21 protein-coding genes are annotated in these 19,910 nt (G+C 72.7%); 9 read left to right on the top strand and 12 right to left on the bottom strand.

The features are described from left to right. Nucleotides 1–6: 6 nt before the first annotated feature. Both AB0J66_RS02700 and AB0J66_RS02695 read left to right on the top strand, forming a co-directional pair. A complete protein-coding gene (locus tag AB0J66_RS02700; protein WP_364655069.1) occupies nt 7–909 on the top strand; it encodes an ABC transporter ATP-binding protein in 903 nt (300 codons plus the stop codon). Next, complete coding sequence (locus AB0J66_RS02695) at nt 906–2,483, top strand: ABC transporter permease (protein WP_364655067.1); 1,578 nt, start codon at nt 906–908, stop codon at nt 2,481–2,483. The genes AB0J66_RS02700 and AB0J66_RS02695 overlap by 4 nt, the downstream gene beginning before the upstream one ends. 7 nt (nt 2,484–2,490) lie before the next feature. Here the strand turns inward: AB0J66_RS02695 and AB0J66_RS02690 are convergent, their stop codons facing one another. The 7 genes from AB0J66_RS02690 to AB0J66_RS02660 form a co-directional block, all read right to left on the bottom strand. Further along, nucleotides 2,491–3,342, bottom strand: coding sequence for an ABC transporter ATP-binding protein (locus tag AB0J66_RS02690; protein WP_364655065.1), 852 nt, complete (start codon nt 3,340–3,342; stop codon nt 2,491–2,493). Further along, nucleotides 3,339–4,148, bottom strand: a complete 810-nt coding sequence (locus tag AB0J66_RS02685; protein WP_364655063.1) for an ABC transporter ATP-binding protein — start codon at nt 4,146–4,148, stop codon at nt 3,339–3,341. The genes AB0J66_RS02690 and AB0J66_RS02685 overlap by 4 nt, the downstream gene beginning before the upstream one ends. Continuing rightward, entirely contained in the window at nt 4,145–5,185 is a 1,041-nt protein-coding gene (locus AB0J66_RS02680) for an ABC transporter permease (protein ID WP_364655061.1), read from the bottom strand. Before AB0J66_RS02680 ends, AB0J66_RS02685 begins: the two co-directional genes overlap by 4 nt. 15 nt (nt 5,186–5,200) lie before the next feature. Then, nucleotides 5,201–6,067: a universal stress protein gene (locus tag AB0J66_RS02675; protein WP_364655059.1), complete on the bottom strand. Its 867-nt coding sequence runs from the start codon at nt 6,065–6,067 to the stop codon at nt 5,201–5,203. Between the two features lie 143 nt (nt 6,068–6,210). Next, nucleotides 6,211–6,801 carry a hypothetical protein gene (locus AB0J66_RS02670; RefSeq protein ID WP_364655057.1) on the bottom strand — a complete coding sequence of 197 codons (591 nt, stop codon included), beginning with the start codon at nt 6,799–6,801 and terminating at the stop codon, nt 6,211–6,213. Further along, on the bottom strand, nt 6,798–7,958 hold the full coding sequence (locus tag AB0J66_RS02665) for an acyltransferase family protein (RefSeq protein ID WP_364655055.1): 1,161 nt from the start codon (nt 7,956–7,958) through the stop codon (nt 6,798–6,800). The genes AB0J66_RS02670 and AB0J66_RS02665 overlap by 4 nt, the downstream gene beginning before the upstream one ends. Before the next feature lie 3 nt (nt 7,959–7,961). Then, complete coding sequence (locus AB0J66_RS02660; RefSeq protein ID WP_364655053.1) at nt 7,962–8,465, bottom strand: pyridoxamine 5'-phosphate oxidase family protein; 504 nt, start codon at nt 8,463–8,465, stop codon at nt 7,962–7,964. 140 nt (nt 8,466–8,605) lie between these two features. Between AB0J66_RS02660 and AB0J66_RS02655 the strand changes: the two genes are divergently transcribed. Next, entirely contained in the window at nt 8,606–9,619 is a 1,014-nt protein-coding gene (locus AB0J66_RS02655) for a hypothetical protein (RefSeq protein ID WP_364655051.1), read from the top strand. Between the two features lie 11 nt (nt 9,620–9,630). Here the strand turns inward: AB0J66_RS02655 and AB0J66_RS02650 are convergent, their stop codons facing one another. Beyond that, nucleotides 9,631–10,986 (bottom strand): wax ester/triacylglycerol synthase domain-containing protein, encoded by a 1,356-nt coding sequence (locus tag AB0J66_RS02650; RefSeq protein ID WP_364655049.1) that lies wholly within the window; start codon nt 10,984–10,986, stop codon nt 9,631–9,633. 50 nt (nt 10,987–11,036) lie between these two features. Here AB0J66_RS02650 and AB0J66_RS02645 point away from each other — a divergent pair, with 50 nt between their 5' ends. Beyond that, nucleotides 11,037–11,858 (top strand): SPFH domain-containing protein, encoded by an 822-nt coding sequence (locus AB0J66_RS02645; RefSeq protein WP_364655047.1) that lies wholly within the window; start codon nt 11,037–11,039, stop codon nt 11,856–11,858. 60 nt (nt 11,859–11,918) lie between these two features. On the opposite strand, the gene AB0J66_RS02640 is transcribed toward AB0J66_RS02645, so the two are convergent. Both AB0J66_RS02640 and AB0J66_RS02635 read right to left on the bottom strand, forming a co-directional pair. Next, complete coding sequence (locus AB0J66_RS02640) at nt 11,919–12,320, bottom strand: spore germination protein GerW family protein (protein ID WP_364655045.1); 402 nt, start codon at nt 12,318–12,320, stop codon at nt 11,919–11,921. Nucleotides 12,321–12,379: 59 nt separating this feature from the next. Then, nucleotides 12,380–12,760, bottom strand: coding sequence for a hypothetical protein (locus tag AB0J66_RS02635; protein WP_364655043.1), 381 nt, complete (start codon nt 12,758–12,760; stop codon nt 12,380–12,382). A 194-nt stretch (nt 12,761–12,954) separates the two neighbouring features. Between AB0J66_RS02635 and AB0J66_RS02630 the strand changes: the two genes are divergently transcribed. The 3 genes from AB0J66_RS02630 (at nt 12,955) to AB0J66_RS02620 (ending at nt 15,798) form a co-directional block, all read left to right on the top strand. Then, the gene (locus AB0J66_RS02630; RefSeq protein WP_364655041.1) at nt 12,955–14,250 is read left to right on the top strand and encodes a CoA-binding protein; all 1,296 of its coding nucleotides are present in this window, start codon (nt 12,955–12,957) and stop codon (nt 14,248–14,250) included. Nucleotides 14,251–14,485: 235 nt separating this feature from the next. Continuing rightward, nucleotides 14,486–15,595, top strand: a complete 1,110-nt coding sequence (locus AB0J66_RS02625; protein WP_364655039.1) for an AMP-binding protein — start codon at nt 14,486–14,488, stop codon at nt 15,593–15,595. Beyond that, entirely contained in the window at nt 15,592–15,798 is a 207-nt protein-coding gene (locus AB0J66_RS02620) for a hypothetical protein (RefSeq protein WP_364655037.1), read from the top strand. Before AB0J66_RS02625 ends, AB0J66_RS02620 begins: the two co-directional genes overlap by 4 nt. Here AB0J66_RS02620 and AB0J66_RS02615 read toward each other — a convergent pair. Further along, entirely contained in the window at nt 15,773–16,726 is a 954-nt protein-coding gene (locus AB0J66_RS02615) for a nitroreductase family protein (RefSeq protein WP_364655035.1), read from the bottom strand. The two genes, AB0J66_RS02620 and AB0J66_RS02615, sit on opposite strands and share 26 nt — an antisense overlap. A gap of 142 nt (nt 16,727–16,868) precedes the next feature. On the opposite strand from AB0J66_RS02615, the gene AB0J66_RS02610 reads away from it, so the two are divergent. Further along, a complete protein-coding gene (locus AB0J66_RS02610) occupies nt 16,869–18,275 on the top strand; it encodes a DUF4389 domain-containing protein (protein ID WP_364655033.1) in 1,407 nt (468 codons plus the stop codon). Nucleotides 18,276–18,332: 57 nt separating this feature from the next. Here AB0J66_RS02610 and AB0J66_RS02605 read toward each other — a convergent pair whose 3' ends face one another. Next, on the bottom strand, nt 18,333–19,022 hold the full coding sequence (locus AB0J66_RS02605) for a CBS domain-containing protein (protein ID WP_364655031.1): 690 nt from the start codon (nt 19,020–19,022) through the stop codon (nt 18,333–18,335). A 113-nt stretch (nt 19,023–19,135) separates the two neighbouring features. On the opposite strand from AB0J66_RS02605, the gene AB0J66_RS02600 reads away from it, so the two are divergent. Then, a complete protein-coding gene (locus AB0J66_RS02600; RefSeq protein ID WP_364655029.1) occupies nt 19,136–19,900 on the top strand; it encodes a 2,3-bisphosphoglycerate-dependent phosphoglycerate mutase in 765 nt (254 codons plus the stop codon). The last annotated feature ends 10 nt before the right edge of the window (nt 19,901–19,910 follow it).

Raw genomic sequence — 19,910 nt, 5'->3', positions numbered from 1 at the left:
GTCGTCGTGGCGACCGGACCGGCGATCTCGATCTCAGTCCTGAGCAAGTCGTTCGGTCCGGTCCAGGCACTGGACCGGCTGGACCTGACCGTGCCGGCCGGCGAGGTGCACGGTTTCCTAGGCCCCAACGGCAGCGGCAAGACCACCACCATCCGGGTGCTGCTCGGCCTGCTCCGAGCCGACGCGGGCGAGGTCACCCTGCTCGGGCGCGACCCATGGCGCGACGCCGTGGCCCTGCACGGCCGGCTCGCCTACGTGCCCGGCGACGTCACGCTGTGGCCGGGCATCACCGGCGGTGAGGTGATCGACTTCCTCGGCCGCATGCGCGGCGGGCTCGACCGGCGGCGCCGGGACCGCCTGCTCGAGATGTTCGATCTGGACCCCTCCCGCAAGGCACGCACCTACTCCAAGGGCAATCGTCAGAAGGTCGCCCTGATCGCCGGGCTCGCGTCCGACGCGCCGCTCTTGCTGCTCGACGAGCCCACCTCCGGCCTCGATCCGCTGATGGAATCGGTTTTCCAGCAGTGCATCCAGGACATGCGACAGGACGGCCGCACGGTGCTGCTGTCCAGCCACATTCTGGCCGAGGTGGAGGCGCTGTGCGACCGGGTGAGCATCATCCGGCTCGGCCGAAGGGTGGAGACCGGCACACTGGCCGAGCTCCGCCATCTGACCCGCACGTCGATCACTGTGGAGACGAGCGAGCCGCTGACCGGCATCACCGGTCTGGCTGGGGTGCACGACGCCGTCCTGGAGGACCACCGGGCCCGCTTCGATGTCGACACGGCTCGGCTCGACGAGGTGGTGCGGCGTCTCGCCCCGCTCGGCGTGCGCAGTCTGACCAGCACCCCGCCCACGCTCGAGGAGATGTTCCTGCGCCACTACGGCGACGAGGCGACGCCCTCATGACCGGGACGATCGGTCTGCTGCGCTTCATGCTGCGCCGCGAACGACGAGGGCTGCCCTGGTGGTTGCTGGGCGCCACGGCCTTGCTGTACGTGCAGTCGCTGCAGAGCCAGAAGCTCTACGGCACCGCGGAGGCGCTGGCCAACCTGCGGCGCACGATCGGCGGCAACAGCGCCGTCATCGCCATGAGCGGGCCCACCCCGCTGCTGCAGTCGATCGGCGGCGAGATCGTCTTCGAGATCTTCGCCTTCGTGGCGATCGTGGTCGCGTTGATGAGCATGTTCCTGGTCGGCCGGCAGACCCGGGGCGACGAGGAGGCGGGGCGCGCGGAGCTGATCCGCTCGGTGCGGGTCGGGCGTCGCGCCCCGACGGCCGCCGCGCTGCTGCTGGCCGTGGTGGCCGACGCCAATGCCGGGTTCCTGGTGTTCTGCGCGGCCACTCTCACCGGTCTGCCGGCCGATGGGTCGCTCCTACTCGGCCTCGCGGTGATAGCCACCGGGTTGGTGTTCGCCGCGCTCACCGCGGTCGCCGCCCAGCTCTTCGAGAATGTCCGGGCGGTGTACGGCGCGGTGGGGTTCCTCCTGGGCGCGGCGTACGCGCTGCGTGCCGCCGGCGACACCGGCAACGGCGCCCTGTCGTGGCTGTCGCCGATCGGGTGGGGCCAGCGCACCTTCCCGTACGCCGGCGACCGCTGGTGGCCGCTGCTGATCCCGCTCGTGGTGAGCGCGCTGCTGGTGATGCTGGCCGCGGCGCTGCTCGATCGGCGCGACTTCGGCGCCGGCCTCGTGCCGTCCCGGCCCGGCCGGTCCACCGCCTCACCCGCTCTCGGCAACGCCTTCGGGCTGGCCTGGCGCCTGCAGCGTACGGCTCTGGTCAGTTGGGTCTGCGGGCTGGCCCTGCTCGGCGCCGGTTACGGGTCGGTCGCGAACAGCATCGAGCAGTACGTCGAGGACAACCCCGAGATCATGCAGTTCCTGCCCGGTGGTGGCCGCAGCGTGCTGGACGCCTATCTGGCTCTCACCCTCGGGCTGTCCGCCCTGGTCGCCGCCGCTTACGGAGTCACCAGCGTGCTGCGCCTGCACGCCGAGGAGACCAGCGGGCGCGCCGAACCGGTCCTGGCCACCCGGACCAGCCGTCTGGCCTGGCTGGCCGGGCATCTCAGCGTGGCCCTGGCCGGCACCGCCCTGGCCCTGGCCGCCATCGGCGGCGGCCTCGGACTGGCGTACGCCCTGACGGTGTCGGACCCGAGCCAGGTGCCCCGGCTGGCCGGGGCGGCGCTGACCTACCTGCCCGCGGTCTGGCTGATCGCCGCGGTGGCCGTGCTGACCGTCGGCTGGAAACCGCGGGCCGCCGCCGCGGTGTCGTGGATCGCGGTCGCCTACTGCGTGGTCGTGGGCCTGTTCGCCGAGTCCTTCGACCTGCCGGGCTGGGCCCAGCGGGCGTCGCCGTTCGCGCACACCCCGCAGGTCCCGCTGGAGCCGCTCAGCGTCACCCCGCTGCTGACGATCGGGCTGGTCGCCGCGGTCCTCACAACAGCCGGCTATGCCGGCCTCCGCCGCCGCGACATCGGCCCCTGAACCCGCCTCACGAAGCGGTCAGCTCGACGAAACGCTCTTCCAGGGTGGCCGGGGCGAGCCTGGCCCGCGCCCCCGTGCCGGACAGGGCGATCCGGGCCGCCGCGAGATCCGTTCCCGGCACCCGGAGCGAGCGGCCCACCAGCGAGGGCCGCAGCCCGGCCCGTTCCAGAGCGGACAGCGCGCCCGGCCAGTCGTCGCCGGTGACGGTGACCACCTGGGAATGCCCGACGATCCCGGCGACAGTGCCGTCGGCCACCACCCGCCCGGCCGCCAGCATGACCAGCCGGTCGCACTCCTCGGCCTCCTCCATGCTGTGGGTGGTCACCAGGACGCCGGCGCCGTTGTCGGCGACGTCGCGGATCACGTCCCACAGCCGGGTCCGGGCCAGCGGGTCGACCCCGGACGTCGGCTCGTCCAGAACGTACAACCGCGGCGAGTGCGCGAACGCGGTGGCGAACGCGAGACGCCGCTGCAGGCCCAGCGGAAGCCGGCCGGCGAGGACGCCGGGCGGAACGGCCAGCGCCGCCGGCAGGGACGCGGTCCGGCCGCCGAACGCGGCGGCGGTGAAGTCGAGGTTCTCGGCGGCGGTCAGGTCCTCGTACAGGCCCAGGCTCTGCGGCACATAGCCGATCCGGCTGCGGGCCCGCCGCGACGGCGCGGCGCCGAGCAGGCTCACCGACCCCGACGAGGGCGCCAGCAGCCCGAGAAGGATCCGGATGAGGGTCGTCTTCCCGGCGCCGTTGGCGCCGAGGAGACCGACGACCTCTCCCGTCGGCACTTCAAGGTTCACGACATCCAGAACCGTGTGGGTGCCGTATCGATGCGACACGGCGGCGCACCGGGCCAGAAGCTCGGTCATGGCCGGCCCTCCGCCCGAAGGGTCGCCAGCACGACCGCGTCCTGCAGATCCGGCTCGACCCGATCACCGTCTGGCCCGCCGTCGGCGCTCCAGGCGCGCCAGGTCCGCCCGCGCCGCCAGGCGAACGGCGCCGCCGGCCGAAACGCGACGGTGCGCAAGGTCCCCGGCACCGCCGCCGTGATGGCGGCCGGTGTGCCTTCCGTCAGGACCCGGCCGGACCGCAGGACGACGACGTGCCCGGCCCGATCCGCCTCGTCGAGATACGTGGTGCTCAGCACGACGGCGCATCCCCGGGCCACCTCGCGGGTGAGCAGCCACCAGAGGTCGGACCGGCTCACCGGGTCCACCCCGGTGGTGGGCTCATCGAGGATCAGCAGATCCGGCTGGTGCAGCATCGCCCGGGCCACACCGAGCTTCTGGCGCATGCCACCGGAGAGCCGGCCGCCGAGGCGATCGGCGGCCCCGGCCAGGCCGGTCCGTTCCAGCAGGGTACGGATGCGGTCGGCCGCGATCCGCTCGGGCAGGCCGTAGACGGAGGCGGCGAAACGCAGGTTCTCGCTTACCGTCAGGTCGGGGTACACGCCCGACGACGCCGGCAGGAAACCGATCCGGGACCGCTCCGGCCGCCGGATCGTTCCGGACGACGGCCGGATGAGCCCGGCCAGCGCGGCCAGCAGCGTCGACTTGCCGGCGCCGTCACCGCCGACCACGGCCACGATTTCGCCCTTTGTCACCTCCAGGGTCACCGCGCCGAGCACGGTGACGGCGCCCCGCTCCACCGAGACCCCGTCCAGGCCCCAGCTCATGGTTCCGCTCCCGCCGCCACGGCCGGGCTCCGCCGGGTGCCCTGCGGGGACAGGAAGGCCCGGAAGCGCAAGGTGGCGAAGGTGACCACCGCGACGCCCAGCAGGGTGAGGTAGAGGAACGGCTGCCACAGCGCCGTGATCGGGGCGCCGCGCAGCATGACGCCGCGCGAGATCTGGGTGAAGTAGGTCAGCGGCAGCAGGTAGCCGATCCAGCGCACCCCGACCGGCATCGAGCGCAGCGGGAAGATCAGCCCGGACAGCAGCACCTGCGGGAGCAGCGTCATCATCGCGAGCTGGATGGCCTGCCCCTGGTTCTGCGACACGCTGGAGATCAGCACGCCGGTGCCGAGCGTGACGAACAGGAACAGCAACGCGCCGAGCGCCAGGACCAGCAGAGAACCGTGGAAGGGCACGCCGAACAGCAGCGTCCCGGCTGCGACCACGACGGTGAGATCGACCGCGGCGACGAGGAAATACGGGGTGATCTTGCCGAAGAAGACGTCGCGGGGCCGCAACGGCATCACCGCGAGCTGCTCGAGGGTGCCGCTCTGCCGCTCCCGCACCACACCGAGGCTGGTGATCACGGTGCCCACGAAGAGCAGGATCATGCCGGCCAGGCCGGGGACCATGACGGCCGAGGTCCGCAGGTCCGGGTTGAACAGGACCTCGATCCGCGCGGTGCCGTCGGTGCGCGCGAGGGCGGCCCGGGCCGCGTTCGCGGTGAACAGCTCGGCGCCGTCGAGCAGGACCGTGACCCCGCTCGCCCCGGCCACGATCACGACCGGGACGACGCCGTCGCGCAGGCTCCGCACCGCCTCTGGCCGTCCTTCGGCGGGTGCGACAGCCCGCACCTCGAACGGTGGCGGCAGCTGCTCCGCGACCGCGGCGGCGCGGTCACCGACCACCCGGGTCGGGATGGCCGTGACATCGAAGCTGGCCGCATATCCGAAGACGACTAGCAAAAGCATCGGCAGCACGACCATCATGGCCAGGGTGCGACGGTCCCGGCGCATCTGCCGGAACTCCTTGACGATCATCGCCCACACGGGAGATCAGCCCTGACGGCGAACCGGTTCGCGGACGATGTACACCGGGCAATCGGCGTGATGCAGCAGCTGCAGCCCGACGGAGCCGAGCACCGTCCCGGTGATCGTTCCCCGGCCCCGGCTGCCGACCACGACCAGCTGGGCACGGGAGGACGCGTCGACCAGCGCGGCCGCCGCCCCGTCGCGGACCAGCCGGACATCGACCGGCACATCCGGGTACTTGCCCCGCCACGGTGCGAGTTGGGCCTCGACCCGGGCGCGTTCCTCGGCCGACGGCTCCGGCAGCTCCACGTCACCCGCCACATAGCCGACCGGCGCCTGACCGCGGATCACCAGCAGCCTGCTCCCCCGTCCGGCCGCCTGCTCGAAGGCGACCGCGAGCACCGTGTCGGCCGTCGCCGAATCGTCCAGGCCGACCGCCACCGGTCCCTCGGTGAGGTCGCCGCCGCGTCCCCGGACCACCACCACCGAGCAAGCGGCGTGGGTGGCCACGCGCTGGCTCACCGATCCCAGCAACAGGCTGGCGAACCCGCCGCGGCCCCGGCTGCCGAGCACCATCAGCTCGGCGTCCTCGGCTTCGCCCAGCAGGCGGGCCGGGGCGTGACCGACCAACGGGTCTCCTTCGACATCCACCTCCAGCGCCGCGGTACGGGCTTCGTAGACCGCGGTGCCGGTGACGCCTTCGGCGTGCTTGCGGGCTTCGTCGAAGTAGGTGTTGCTCATGTCGTAGCGGGCCTCGCCCCATTCCCAGTCGAAGACATGGGAGACCCGCAACGGCAGCCCACGGCGGTAGGCCTCGCGCGCGGCCCAGCGCACCGCGGCCTTGCTGTGCTCGGTGCCGTCGGCACCGACGACGATCGTGTGCGGTTTCATGACGCCTCCTTCGGGCTCCCCTCCAGCGTCATCCCGTGACCGGCGGGCCGGCAGGGCACCAGGTCCCGGTTCGGCCGGCCCAAAGACCCACGAAGCCCGGCCGCCGTGACGGCGGCCGGGCCGGTCGTGGGGTTCGCATGAGGTCAGATGAGCCAGCGGTACTTCTGCACGAGCGGCAGGGAGGCCCACCACTTGCCCAGGCCCCAGGTGTGCCCGGCGTAGGTGAGGGCGAGCACGATGCCGGCGACCGCGTAGATGAAGTGGTAGTCGGTGATCGGGTTGGTCGACATGCTGGGCTCGCCGGCGCTGGTGGTCTTGTCCAGCGGCCATTCGGCGGCCCACATCAGCGCCATCATGATCACACCGGCGCCGGCAGCGATCCGCATACCGATGCCGAGCATGAAGGCCAGGCCGATGCCCAGCAGGCCGAGCATGAACAGCCAGTCCGCCCAGGGGTCACCGGCGATGTTGTGGAAGAAGGTCTGGAGCCAGCCGGGCCCGACGTCGACGCCGGACAGGAAGCCCTTGGTCGGCGAGCCGCCGTTGGTCCAGGCCCGCGCCGAGGGGGTGGCGAAGCCCCAGCCGAACGTCTTGTCGAAGAACGCCCACAGGAACACGAAGCCCGTGGAGATGCGCAGCACGGCGAGCGCGCGAGCGGCGGCGTGGGTGAGCATGGAGCCGGGCGCCTCGACCCTTTCGAGATGAGCAGCGGAGCCGCGGCCGATGGTCGTCATGGTCTTCCTCCTTCATCGGTGTCCGTACCCCTGACACTGCCGGACGCCTCGGCGCGACGCCCGAGGCCAAGTGCCTGACCTCGACGGGACTGAAGTCCCGCCTTGTCCGGGACCGCCGTGCTGGGCCACAACCGCGCCGGCCGACGGGCGGCCAGGTCCTCGGCCCAGCCGAAGGCCAGCATGGTCGCGAGGACCAGCACGAAGGTGGTCAGCAATTGGACCGCGGCGCCCGGCAGGCCGCCCAGGTCGTCGAGGCCCGGGTAGGCCAGCAACGGCCAGACGGCCGCGATGGCCGCGTTGTGCCACAAGTAGATGGTGACGGCGCGAGAGTTGACGACAGTCACCGTCCGGTCGAGCGGGACGGCTCTGGTGAGCCATCCCATCGGCGGCTGCCAGCGCAGCACGATCAGGACGAACGCGAAGGACCAGAGCGCCTGCGTCTCCGGCACGTCGTTGAGGTCCCAGCTACCGGCGTCGTGGGCCCGCCACAGCGCCGCCGCGGCGAGCATCGGCGCCAGCGTGTAGGCCAGCCACGGTTCCACCCGGGCCAGCCGGCCGTCGTGGTGGGCGAAGCCGGCGATCCAGCACGCTCCGAATGTGGCGAAATCCCAGACCGCGGCGTCGGCGACCGCCGGCAACGAGACGCCGGACAGGCCGAGAGCGGCCAGGAGCCCGAACGGCAGGGCCACCGTGGCCCAGCCGATCCGGCGCCATAGCAAGATCAGCGCCGGCGAGAGCAACACGAACCACAGATAGGCCCGGATGTACCAGAGCGGCACCCAGACGTCAGCCGCGGCCTCGCTGCCCGGCGGATCGCCGACCGGCAGGATCCAGAAGATCAGCGACGGCACGGAGAAGGGGTGTTCGCCACCGCTTTCCCGCGCCCATCCGGTGAGGATCATGAACGGCACGGCGACCAGGCCGAGCAGCCACAGCGGAGGCAGCAGGCGCCGCAGGCGCGACCGGACCACCTGGACGGCTCCGCGCCGCGACATCGAGGCCGCGGTCAGCGATCCGGCGAGGGCGAACATGATGCCCATCGCGGGCAGGACCATGGGCAGCCACGGCCATCCGAACAGGTGGTAGACGATGACACGGACGATCGCGGCCGCGCGGAGCAGGTCCAGGTAGCGGTTACGGTGCCCGCCCGGCGGCATGGGTCATCGCCCGGCCGGTATCCGGGCCCGGGAGCGGGCCGGGTCACGCATCGCGCTCAGCGGAACACCGAGGCCGTACGTGACGAAATGACCGGTCGGCCGGATCTCGAGGATCACGCACGTGCCGCGCCGGTCGGGCGGCAGCAGCCGGGCCAGGCGCGGATGGTGCGCCAAATGGTCGCCCGGATGCACCACCGCGACCGCGGGGAAGCTCACTGTGCCCGGTGGAATCGGCAGCATCAGCGACAGCGGCCCGCCCCGGCGGATCGGCACGGTCATCGCGACCATCCCGTCGGCGGCCACGTGCCGGGCTTTCCAGCTGTCCGCGGCGACCGCCACGTAGAGACGGCCGTCCTCGAGGATGTAGACGACGCCGCTCGAGCGGGGTGCACCGGCCGGCGTGACGTGAGCGAGCACGGCGAACGACGCCCGGGAGATCGCACGCCACACGTCCTTGGCCGTCAACGACGGTCCGGTGCGGCGCATGGCCCTGATCGAGGTCGACATGGCGGCTCCCTTCCTCAGTCCACACCTACACCCCTGTCCATCACCGGCGGCAGGGCCGACCGGCACGGCCCTTCGGCCCTGGTGGCCTCGGCCGGCGCGGATGACAGTGAAGGCGAGGGTCCGCCCCGGGGAGGCTGACGATGAGATCGGCTGACATGGCGCACCAGATCCAGCGGTGGGCCGAAGAAGGACTGGTCACGACCGAGCAGGCGGAACGGATGCGTGCCGGGCTGCCCGGTGGCGCGTCGCGCCGTTCGCTGGTCAGCGAGGGTCTCGGCTATCTCGGCGGCAGTCTGGTCACTGTTGCCCTGATCGTGCTGAGCAGCCACTACTGGACCGAGCTGGGCACCGCGGGACGGCTGATCGTCATCGGCGCGGCCGGGCTGGTGCTCACCGGGGCCGGCGTGATCACGCCGGGCCGGGCCGGTGCGGCGGCCGCGCGCCTGCGCGCGGTGCTGTGGCTGGCCGCCGTCGTGACCGCGTTCGCCTGGATGCTGATCGCCGGGCGGGATCTGCTCGATCTGGGCTTCGACGGCGCGTTCGCGGTGGCGGCCGCCGGCGCCCTGGCGTGCGCCGGCACGTTCTGGGCCGCCCATCATCACCCCGTGCAGCACGCCGGGGCTTGGCTGCCCTGGCTCGTCCTGGCCGGCGCCCTGGTCGCTCTCGGGCTCGACGAGGATCTGTTGCCCTGGGCCGGGATCTGGGCCGCGCGCCTGGCTTGGGGCCTGCTGGCGTGGGGTGACCTGCTCAGGCCGGCGGCTCTCGGCCGGGCCCTGGGTGCGCTGGCCGCGGTGGCCGGCGCCGTCGTCCTCGCCGGGGCGGGCTGGCATGCCATGCTGTCCATGGGCACGGTCATCGGCCTCGTCGTGTTCGCCGTGGCCCGGCATGACCTGGCGGTGCTGGTCACCGCCGCGATCGGCTCGTTGTTCATCGTCCCGGCCGTCACCACCGCCTACTTCCCGGGGTCTGTCGCCACGGCGTTCGCCACGTTGATCGCCGGCGCGGTGCTGATCGGGGCGGCAGTCGCGCTGGCCCGCCGCCGGACACCCCTGCGCCCACGCGAGCTACCTGAGCTCTCCGCCGGTAGAGCTGTCTCGGCGGCCGCGGTGGTGCTCATGCTCGCTGCCGCCGGCATCCTCCTGGCCGCGACCTGACCTGAACCGGGTCATCGGCGGGTGGCGACGGCCTCGAGCTCGGCGTGCAAATACCGGCCGAACAGATCCAGCTCCGGGCAGCGGCCCGGGTCGGCCACCGTGGTCACGGTCAGCTCACCCGCGTAGGACAACGCCTGGCAGGCCATCGTCAGGTTGGAGGTGGTGGCCGGGGCGATCGGGATCATCCGCTCCACCGGGACACCGGCGAGGCACACCGGGCCGGCCGGGCCGCGCAGGCAGCTGATCACGATGTGCAGCCGGCGCTGGTGGTTCATGTACCACTGATAACTCCCGGTGGCGGCGGCGAGCCGGAAGACCCGGCCCAGCACCGTGATCGGGGCCGGCGCGGCCGCCCGCCCGCGCCGGGCCCGCGTGTCGGCCGCCACTCGGGCCATCCGGGGCCGGTACGGCCCATCAGCCGGCACGGTGACCACCATGAGGCTCACCGCGTTGCCCGCGCCCGGCGCGCTGTGGTGGCTGTCGCCGACCGGCACGCCGACACGGACGGCATCGAGGCTCTCGCGCCGGTAGGCGAGCAGGCGGCGCAGTGCTCCCGCCACCGCGACGAGCACGGCCGCGTTGACCGTGGCCCCGGCTTGGTGGGCGGCGGCGCGGACCGGCTCCAGGCCGGTGCGTACCGCCAGCGCCCGCCGTCGCGACCCGGTGGGCCGCAACAAGGAGTTCCGGGCCGCCCGGCCGTGGAAGAGATCGGTGCTCGCGGCGATCGGGCCCCGCCGGCGGCGACGCTCGGGTGGTCCGGCCCCGGGGCCGGACGGCGACCCGCCGCCGTCCATCAGCGCGTTTAGGACGGCCAGGCCACCCAGGCCGTCGGCCAGGGCGTGATGCACTATCAGCACCAGGGCTGTACGCCCCTCCGCCAGGCCGGTCACGAAGATCGCCCGCCACAGCGGCCGGTCGCGCCGCAGCCACCACGTCACCTCGGGGACGACGACTTCCAGCACCGAGCGTTCGTTGCACGGCCGGCGGCAGCGCCGGGTGTAGATGTGCCGGGCCGGGTCGAAGGAGCAGTCGTCCGCCCAGGCCGGTCCGCGACGGGTACGCACTATGCGCTGCCGCAACCGCGGGATCTGCCGGACGCGTTCGCCGAGCACGCGGGCTCCCCGCTCGACGTCGAAGCCGGGCCCGAGGAGGAGCACGACCGCGAACTGCTCGTGCACCGGCCCGCGGTCCATCGCGAGGTAGGCCAGGTCGGCGTCGCTCACCCGGCCGGCGAGCGACTCGTTGCGGTAGAGCTCCATCATCTTCTCCGCTCCTGTCCGTTCCACTGTCCGGCCGCTGTCCACGCGGATCCAGGGCCGCTCGGCCCACCGCCGGAGGCCGGAGGTTCCTGCCCGGACCGCTTTCACGGGAGCAGGGTGAAAGGAGGAAGTCCATAGTGACGAGGAATCGAGGAGCCATGAACGGATGGCTGATCGCCGGCATCGCCGTAGCCGCGGTGCTGGTCCTGGGGTTGCTGAGCCTGCGGCTGGTGCAGCAGTACCAGCGTGGCGTGGTGTTCCGTTTCGGGCGCGTGCTGGACGGCGTCCGCGAACCCGGACTGCGCGTGATCATTCCGCTCGCCGACCGCATGGTGAAGGTGACCATGCAGACGGTCGTGATGCCGGTGCCGGCACAGGGCGCGATCACGCATGACAACGTCACCCTGACGGTGGACGCCGTGGTGTACTACCGCGTCGTCGACCCGGTCCGGGCGCTGGTCAACGTGCGCGACTACCCGCGCGCGGTGCTTCAGGTCGCCCAGACCTCGCTGCGGTCGGTGATCGGCCGGGCCGACCTGGACATCCTGCTCAGCGACCGGGAGCGGATCAACAGCGAGCTCAAGACGACGATCGACGCGCCGACCGAGAAGCCGTGGGGGGTGCTGATCGAGCGGGTCGAGGTCAAGGATGTCGCGCTGCCCGACACCATGAAACGGTCGATGTCACGGCAGGCCGAGGCGGAACGCGAACGCCGGGCCCGGGTCATCGCCGCCGACGGCGAGTTCCAGGCGTCCAAGCGCCTGGCCGAGGCCGCCCACGCGATGGCCGCCACCCCGGGCGCGCTCCAGCTGCGGCTGTTGCAGACGGTCGTGGACGTGGCCGCCGAGAAGAACAGCACCTTGGTGATGCCGTTCCCGGTCGAGCTGCTCCGCTACTTCGACAAGGTCACCCGCAGCGGCGAGTCCGCCGGCGCCGAGAGCGCGCTGTCCGGACTGGAGCTCGCCGGCTCCAGCCGATGATCCGTCGCGGACGGCGAAGGGGTGACACCGCCGGTGTCACCCCGTCCCCGTCGCGCCCGGCTACTTGTGCCGCCGGAGCCCCGGACGACGGCGCGCCTTGAAGCGGCGGCCGCGCAGCAGGACACCGGCCACGAGCAGGGCGGTGACCGCCACGATCTGACCGCCGAGCACGATCCGGTTCACGTCCACGGCGGGATGCCAGCTGACCCGGCCGTCCTTGAGCACGAAGACCCCGAGCCCCCGCGCCGCCGTGCCGAAGCCGCCGCCGGAGCCCTCGGGCTGTCCCTCACCGGCGGGCCCGGACCCGCCGCCTCCTCCGCCGCCACCGGCGACCTTGGCCACCGGCAGCATCAAGGTGCCGTTCTCGGTGACCGGCTCACCGAACACCCGCCCCGCGGTGCTCGCCGACAGGCCGTCGCGTACCGCGCGGAGGACGTCCGTTCCCTCAGTCGTCGCCACCATTGTGATCACTCCCTTCCGGGGCCGGCACCCCCCGATCGAAGCACCGGTCCGTCGACTTCTCACGCTGCGCCCGGGCCGGCACCGAGGGCAGGGTCGAAGGACTCTTGTGCCGGGTACGGAGGTGGCGCGGGCGGGCCCTGCTGCGGGCGGCGGCGGATGCGGCGCAGCCGGGAGCGGAGGCGTTCCTGCATCAGGTCGGTGGCCTCCTGCAGGGTCTCGCCGATGGCGTGCACATGCAGGCCCACCCCGTTGACGTCGACGTGCGCGTCCACCCGGTCGCCGGGTGCCGCGGAGTCGATCGTCAGCGACGAGCGCAGCACCGGTCCCGGGGCGTGGTGCAGGGCCGCGGTCAGCTTGCCGACGGCGTAGGCAGCGGCCTCCGGCCCGACCTCGCCATGGGTGTGCACCTGAGGGCTGATGACTTGTTCCGTACGAGTCATGACGCCTCCCTGACTGGTCCCGGCCGTTCACCGGGTCGTAACTAATGATCAAATCTCCCGGGCCGTCCTCAGTAGGGTCATTGGGCCTGTCGACGGGCTGACACCGGCCGCTCAGGACCGGTGGGACCTTCGGCCCTTACGGCCAGGTGGCCGCCGTGCCCACGGTGGAGGTCCCACCGAAGGAGGGCCGGAGGATGACGACGACCACCGACCACGATGCTCCGGACGTGAGCACTCCCCTCCCCTCGCCGGTGCGGCCGCTGCTGGCGCCCCGGTCGATCGCGGTCGTGGGGGCCATGCGCGGCCATGGCCAGGCCGGCTACGAGATCGTGCACACGCTGCGCGATTTCGGTCTGCGGGCCCGGCTCTACCCGGTCCACGACTCGGGCCGCCCCGTGTGCGGGGTCCCGGGTCATCGCGCGATCGCGGGTCTGCCCAGGCCGGTCGATCTCCTCGTAGTGGCGACCCCTCCCGGTGAAGCGCCCGAGATCCTGCGGGCTGCCGGCCGGCTCGGCACCCGGCACGCCGTGCTGCTCGCGGCCACTTGCGCCGAGCGCGGGCGGGAACTGGCCCGGGTCGCCCGCGCCCACGGCGTCCGGCTGGTCGGCCCGGACAGCTTCGGCGTGCTCAACACCGATCCCCGTGTGCTGCTGAACGCCACGCTCACCCGGACCCCGCCTGCCCGCGGCGGCCTGGCGCTGGCCGTGCAGTCCAGCGCGGTCGGCGCCGCCGTGCTGGAGCACGTGGCCCGCAACGGCTGCGGGGTGGCCGGCTTCGTGTCCCTCGGGCCGGGCCCGGACGGCGAGATCGCCGACCTGATCGACTTCTGGCGGGACGACGCGCTCACCCGGGCGGTCGCCCTCTACCTGGACCCGGCCGGTCCATCCGGCGCCCACGACTGCGCGGCCCGGATGCTGGCCGCCTGCAAACCGGTGTTGACCGTCGGCGGTGCGCCCGGTCCCGGTATCGTCCGCGCGAACGGCCTCGACGAGCTGACGGACGCGGCCCGGATGCTGGTCGACCAGCCGCTGCCGGCCGGCAACCGGCTGGCCATCGTCGGGAACGCCGGCGGTCTCGCCTCGATCGCCGCGAGCGCGGCCCGGGCGTACGGCTTCGCCGTGCCGTCGATGCCCGGCGACTGCACCATGGATCTGGGCGCCGGCGCCGGTCCGCGCGAGATGGCGGACGCGGTCGAGGAGGTGGCCGCCGGTGGCCGGGCCGACATTGTGCTGCCCATGATCGTCGGCTCTCGGGCCAATGTACCCGGGGCGATGCTGACCGCCGTCGCCGACGTCCTGGACCGCCATCCCGGCCGCACCGCCGCCGCCGTCCTCATCGGCAGCTCCGACGACCCGCTCCACGTGGGAATCCGTCGCCTGCCCGTCTACCGGCAGCACGACCGGGCGATCCGGGCCATGGCCCACACCTACCGCTACGCGAGGTGGCGCCGTGGCGCCCGTACGGCCGTCCGGCCCGCAGGACAGGACTGACGGCCCTGGCCGCCGTCACCGCCCAGGCGGACGATGAAATCGAGTTCGCCGGCACGATGGTGACAACCTGAGGTGGTGGACGCTCCCACCATGGACCCGGGGAAGGCCCTGCCGGCGAACCCGAAACACCGATTACCCGTCCGCCGCCTGGCTCGAGGAGGAGCGAGGTGCTTGATCTCGCAGTCATCCGCAAGAGCGCGCGAGACCGTGCCCGGTCCAACCTCGACAATTACGCGTGGACGCGGCACGACTTCAGCTGGGCCCGGGCCCGGGCCTGGCTGAGCGGTCTGCCGGACGATCGCGGGCTCAACATCGGCTACGAGGCGGTCGACCGGCACGCCCGGACGAGCCGGCGGGACAAGGCCGCGCTCCGGTTTCTCCGTCCGGGTGGCGCATTTCCGAATTCACCTACGGTGACCTGGAGCGGGCCACGAGCCGGTTCGCCAACGTCCTCCAGGAGCTGGGGCTGCGGCCGGGCGATCGGATCTTCGTGCTTCTCGGCGCCGGCCCCGAAGCGTACGTCTGCGCCCTGGGGACGTTGAAGTTCGGCGCGGTCCTGACCACCTTGCCGGTCGAGCGGGCCGCGGAGACGCCGCGATGCCTGTCCGCGAGCGAGGCCGCCCTTCTGGTGACCAGCCCTGAGCTGTACGACCGGTTCGTCGCGCCGATCCGGCCACATCTCTCCCGGCTGCGCCGGGTCCTTCTCGTTGCCGAGCCGGACGGTCTCGACACGGTGCTGGGCACGATGTCGCCGCGCTTCGCCGTTCCGCCCACGGATCCCGGGCAACCGGCCATGGTGCATTTCACGGCCGGGACGATGGGCGCGGTCTCCGGAGTCGTCCACCCGCACGAGGCGGTGGTCGCTCAGCTCGCGTCCGCGACGTACGCCCTCGACCTGCAGGACGACGACAACCTCGAGATCTCGGTGTCCGCGGGCCGGGTCACCCACACCGCCTATGGGATGATCGCGCCACTGGCCCGGGGTGTCACGACCGTCGTCGACCTCGGCCCGCCGTCGTTGCCGCACGACGAGCGGACGACGCTGTGGTACGCGCCCGCCGCCCTGCTCGACCGGTTGCACAAAGACGGGCTGCCGCATCTACTGCCGCCGTCGCTGCGCCTGATCGTCGCCGAGGGAGGCGGTCTCCGGCCGGAGACTGTCGCCGGCAGCCACGCCACCCTGGGTCACACGGTGCACGACACGTGGTGGCAGACGGAAACCGGCGCCATTCTCGTCAGCAACTTCGCGGGCCTTGACGTGTGGCCGGGCTCGATCGGCCGGCCGATGCCGGGCATCCGGGCGGCCGTCGTGAAGCGGTCGCCCCGGGGCGGGTCGAGCCCGTGACCGCGCCGGGCGCCGTGGGCGAGCTCGCGTTCCGAGCCGGGTGGCCGTCGATGTTCCAGGGCTATCTCGACGATCCCGTCCGCACCGCCGACGCCTTCGGCGAGGGCTGGTATCTGACGGGTGACCTCGTCTCCCGCGACGACGACGGCTGTTACTGGTTCGCCGGCCGGCGCGGGGTCAGCCGTCGGCCAGGACGTCGGTGAGCGGGCGGCGGGGAGTGGCGGCGGCCGGTGCCCCGTATCCCAGCCGGATCAGCATCTGGGCCCAGCGGCCGGTCTTCGGGTCGGAGAGCACCTCGCGGATCGAGGCGATCTCCACCGGCTGGCTGACCGGCGTGGTGGCCAGGCCCAGGCCGGTGGCGACGAGCAGGACCCGCTGCATGGCCTGACCGGCCCGCAGCCACTGTTCCGGACCGTCCCCGTGGGTGGAGAGCACGACGATGGTGGGATACGCCTCGAAACGTTCGCCTCGGCGCGACGGCTGCGGGCTGACGACGCCGAAGTCACGCATCGGGACGCGCTCCATCGCGTCCCACGGCCCGATCGCGGACGGCGGGATGCCGTCGCGCCGGCCGGGGAACGGCCGTGTCCAGCGGTTGAGCTCCGCGAAGTAACCGCCGCGGCGGCTCAGACGCTCCGCCGCCGTCCGGCCCAGGCTGACGATCACCGTACGACTCGCCGGGCCGGCGACCGTCAGCATCACGTCCTCGTGGCCGGCGGCCTTCTCGAGCTTCTCGATGGCGCCGGCCGGGACCACGGCCGAGGCGAAGGGCCGCCGGTTGGTGTGCCGGCGCGGTATGGCGGCCGCGAGTTCCCGCGCGCCCGGGCCGGGCCGGGCGGACTGCTCGGGGAACACCCGGGCGACGAGATCCGGCCGGTGGTCGTCGGGGAACGTCTCGACTCCCGGGATCCAGCCGGCCTCCCGCATCGCCACCCGCAGGGTGAAGACGGCGGCGCCGACGCTGATCATCAGCTCGCGGCCGGCCGGGTCGAGCACCTCCAGCTGGCGCAGCCGGTCGGCGTACACCTCGACCGCGTCGCCGTCGATGCGGAAACGCCAGGGCTGGCTGTTGTGCAGCGACGGCGCCAGAGTCGCCGCCTCGACACACCGGACGAGCACGCGTGCGTCCATGACCGGGCTCCTCTCCGCTCCCACGCTAAGCCGCGCGCCGTCGCGGGTGGCAGGGCTGGACGGCCCGCACCCACGGACTTCCGGCCCTGCCGGGCCGGGGCCGGCGGCGATTCGCTGGAGGAAACGCCTTCTGGGAGGTGACATGAACCGCTTTCCGCTGCAGGTCGAGGCACGCCGTGACCCCTCGCCGAGCCGGTGGCTCTGGCTGGTGAAATGGCTGCTGCTGATCCCGCACTACATCGTCCTGCTGGTGCTGTGGACCGGTCTGGTGGTGCTCACTCTCGTGGCCTACCTGGCGGTGCTGTTCACCGGCCGCTACCCGGAGTCGATCCGGGCCTACAACCTCGGCGTGCTGCGCTGGACGTGGCGGGTCGGCTACTACGGCTACCAGGCCCTGGGCACCGATCAGTACCCGCCGTTCACGCTGGCCGACGTGCCGGACCACCCGGCTCGCGTGCACCTGGAGCCGTCCGGGCCGCCGCCGCGCTGGCTGCCCCTGGTCGCCTGGCTGTTCGCCGTCCCGCACCTGGTGATCCTGGGCGCGCTGACCGGCGCCGGCACCCGGCGCGAGGGCGCCCCGGTGAGTGTGATCGGCACCGCGCTGCTGATCGCGGGCGTGGCCCTGCTGTTCACCGGCAAATATCCGCGCGGACTCCACGATCTGCTGGTCGGGGTGGCCCGCTGGAATCTCCGGGTGGCCGCCTACCTGACCTTGCTCACGCCCACTTATCCGCCGTTCCGCTTGGATCAGGGAGAGACCGAGCCCGAGCCGCCGCCGGACGAACCGAGACTCGCTTCGCCACCGCGCGCCGGCTCGGTGGCCGGCTCGGTCATCGCGCTCGTGGCCGGAGTATTGCTGCTCGCGCCGGCCGCCGGCCTGACCATCGGCGGGGGTGTCCTGCTCGGCCTGGACTCGTCGCGGGACAGCGCGGGCTACGTGACCAGCCCGGCCCTGCGCCTGGGCAGCACTACGGCCGCGGTCACGGCCGAGAACCTGAGGATCGCCGACGCCGATCTGTGGACCCGCGACATCGCCGACGTCGGTGGGCTGCGGGTGTCCGCGACGTCGCCGTCCGGTCGGGCGCTGTTCGTCGGCATCGCCCCGCAGAGCTCCGTCGACGCGTGGCTGGCCGGCACCGCCCACGACGAGCTGACCGGCGTGAACTCCGGAGACGCCCGCTATCAGCGGGCCGGCGGCGTCACGCGGGCGGTGGCCGACCCCGCGGCTCAGCCGTTCTGGATCGCCACCGCGACCGGCTCCGGCACCCTGCAGTGGAACGTCACCGACGGCGACTACGCGGTCGTCGTGACCAATCTCGACGGCACGCCCGGCCTGACGGCCGACGTGCGCGGCGGGGTCCAGGTGCCCGATCTGACCGGTCTGGGCGCCGGCCTGCTCACCACCGGTATCGTACTCGGCGTCATCGCGATCGGGCTGATCGCGCTGGGCGGCATCGGCCTCGGCCGCCGGCACAGCCCGCCACCACCGGCCCCCGGTCCCACCGGCCCGGCCCCGCAACAGGTTCCACCGGCCACGGTCGGGTCATGACCGCACGGCGACCTTCGCCCGGCCCGCGAACGGGCCGGGCGATCGCCTTCCGGGCGCTCAGCCGGCGACCGTCCCCATCCGGATGCCCAGCGAGACGCGATCGTCGTAGTCGTAGGCGATCGAGGACCGCACATCGACCACACCTGCGACCTGCCGGCACAGCCGCTCGGCCAGCTCGGCCGACGTGTAACGGTGGACGCGGCCCGACAGCGTGACGACCCCGTCGGCCACGGCCGCGGCGACGTTGGTGCCCTCGTCGTCCACGTACGGGCGCAGCACACCCGACTCGATGTCGGCGAGGATCTCGTCGTCAGGTTGCAGGTGAGCCTTCAGCAGGTCGGCGCGGGAGACGATGCCGACCAGGCGCCCGAGGTCGTCGACGACCGGCAGCCGCTTGACGTTCTCCCTGTCCATCAGCCGCGCCGCCGCGGCGATCGAGGTGCTGCTGAGGGCCACGACCGCGGGCGCGCTCATCAGGTCGGCCACGGTCCGGGCCCGGGCCTTGCGCCGTTCGCCGCGCTGCCGGCGGCTCTCGAAGAGCCTCGGCTCCTCCTCGCCGGCGTACTCGATCTTGCGGAGCAGGTCCGCCTCGGACACCACCCCGACGACATGCCGGAAGGCGTCGATCACCGGCACCGCGCTCAGCTTGTTTCCGATCAGCAGATCGACCACGTCCCGATAGGAGTCGGTCGCCGTCACGGACAGGACCGCCCTGGTCATGACATCCTCGACACTCCAGGTCTTCACCATGTCCTCCTTCGATGGGATTCGCACCGGACGTTACGGCGGCCGGCGGACCGGCAGGAGGGCCTTCCGGCCCGTCCGGCCGGGACGTGCTCCCCGTCGCCTACGGTGCTCGGATGACGCGTACCGAGCATCGCGGCGCCCTGCTGCTCCTGCGGCACGGGCAGAGTGTGAGCAACGCCGCCGACGTCTTCACCGGCTGGTCCGACGTTCCGCTCAGCCCTCTGGGCGCCGCCCAGGCCCGCGGCGCCGCCGCATCCCTGCGCGAGCTGGGCATCACGCCGACGACCGTGCACACGTCCCTGCTGCGGCGGTCGATCCACACCGCCGAGATCGTCGCGCATGAGCTCGGCCGGTCCTGGATCCCGGTGCACCGCTCGTGGCGGCTCAACGAACGCCACTACGGCGCCCTCACCGGCCGTGACAAGCGCGCCGTGGCCGCGGAGGTCGATGCCGCCGTGTTCCGCGCCTGGCGGCGGTCGTACGAGGTGGCGCCGCCGCCGATGGATCAGGAAGACACGGCCGCGTTGTACGCCGACGCCCGGTACGCCACCCTGGCGCCTGGCGCGCGGCCACGCACGGAGAGCCTGGCCGACGTGTGGCGGCGCATGCTGCCGTACTGGTCCGATGTGCTGTTTCCGCAGTTGCTGGCCGGTGAGACACCGCTGGTGGTCGGGCATGGCAACACGTTGCGCGCCTTCGTGACGTACCTCGAGGAGCTCGGGCCGGCCGAGGTCGAACGCCTGGACATCCCGACCGCCGTGCCGATGCGCTACCGCCTGGACCGGCGCGGGAAGGCCGTCACCGGGCCGGCCGGCCGCTACCTCGACCCGATCGGCGCCGGCGAGCGCATACGCGTCGGCCCGGTCCGGCAGCCGTAGGGCCGTTCGG

It is taken from the genome of Actinoplanes sp. NPDC049598 (assembly GCF_040675435.1).
Lineage (GTDB): Bacteria > Actinomycetota > Actinomycetes > Mycobacteriales > Micromonosporaceae > Actinoplanes.
Note: the sequence above shows the minus strand (reverse complement) of the source record. Positions and strands in the feature narration are given on the sequence as shown.